Annotated in this window: 1 protein-coding gene; it reads right to left on the bottom strand. The window is 65.0% G+C overall.

What is annotated here, in order from left to right; all coding sequences use genetic code 11:
- Nucleotides 1-1,466: CoA-acylating methylmalonate-semialdehyde dehydrogenase (locus AC4FAH_RS14105; protein WP_490246263.1), on the bottom strand; the 1,466-nt coding region annotated here is incomplete at its 3' end.
- Between the last annotated feature and the right edge of the window lie 38 nt (nt 1,467-1,504).

The following is a 1,504-nucleotide window of genomic DNA, read 5'->3' as shown; positions in this document are numbered from 1 at the left end:
GCGGCTTCCTGTGCACTGCGCTCAGGCCAGCGCTGGGACACGCTCTTGCGCCGGGTATAGAAGCGCACGGCGTCGGGGCCATAGGCGTGCAGGTCACCGAACAGCGAGTCCTTCCAGCCGCCGAAGCTGTGGAAGGCTACCGGTACCGGCAAGGGCACGTTGATGCCGACCATGCCGACCTCGATCTGGTCGGCGAAGCGGCGTCCGGCCTCGCCATCGCGGGTGAAGAGGCAGGTGCCGTTGCCGTACTGGTGATCATTGATCAGCGCGATGGCGTCTTCGAAGCTTGCCACGCGCACCACACAAAGTACCGGGCCGAAGATCTCGTCACGATAGATGCTCATGTCCGGCGTGACGCGATCGAACAGCGTGGCACCCATGAAGAAGCCGGGCGAGCTCTCGACCAGCGGGTGAGTGCGGCCATCCACGATCAGCTGGGCGCCAGCGCTGGCGCCTGCCTCGATATAGCCGGCGACCTTGTCGCGCTGCGAGGCATTGATCAGGGCGCCCATGTCGTGACCGGGTTCGGTGCCTGGGCCGATGCTCATGGCGCGTGCCTGAGGCGCGAGACGTTCGATCAGGGCATCCGCGGTTTCATCCCCCACGCAGACGGCCACCGAGATGGCCATGCAGCGCTCGCCTGCGCTGCCGAAGGCGGCCCCGATCAAGGTGCTGGCGGCATTGTCGAGATCGGCGTCCGGCAATACCACGGCGTGATTCTTGGCGCCTCCTAGCGCCTGGATACGCTTGCCCTGACGGGTGCCACCTTCGTAGAGGCTCCGCGCCACGGGTGTCGAGCCCACGAAGCTCATCGCCTTGACCTCCGGGGCCGCGATCAGCGCCTCGACGGCTTCACGATCACCATGCACCACGCTGAAGAGCCCAGCGGGCAGTCCGGCTTCTTGCAGCAGGTGGGCCATCTTGTTGGCCGCCGACGGACTCTGTTCCGACGGCTTGAGGATGAAGGCATTGCCGCAGGCCAGCGCCATGGGGAACATCCAGAGCGGCACCATGGCCGGGAAGTTGAACGGCGTGACACCGGCCACGATGCCCAGCGGTTGATGGTTGGACCAGGTGTCGATGCTCGGCCCGGCATTGTGGGAATACTCGCCCTTGAGCAGCTCCGGCACGCCGCAGGCATATTCGACATTCTCGATGCCGCGCTTGAGTTCGCCCATGGCATCGTCGAGCACCTTGCCGTGCTCTTCACTGATCAGGGCGCAGATCTCCTGAGCATCCCGTTCCAGCAATGTCTTGAAGCGATACATGACCTGAGCGCGCTTGGCGGGCGGCATGGCGCGCCAGGCGGGCAGGGCATCGCTGGCGGTCTCTATCGCGCGTTGCACGATGGCGGCATCGGCCAGTGGCAGACGGCGCACGGCTTGCGCGGTAGCCGGATTGAGCACATCCAGGGTGCGTTCGCCAGTCACGGCGTCACCGCCAATCAGGTGAGTCAGGGTATCCATCGGTCAGTTTTCAGCCTTGTGTTCAGTCGCAGAGAATG

It is taken from the genome of Cobetia sp. (assembly GCF_983723665.1).
This window is presented reverse-complemented; position numbering and strand designations above follow the sequence as displayed.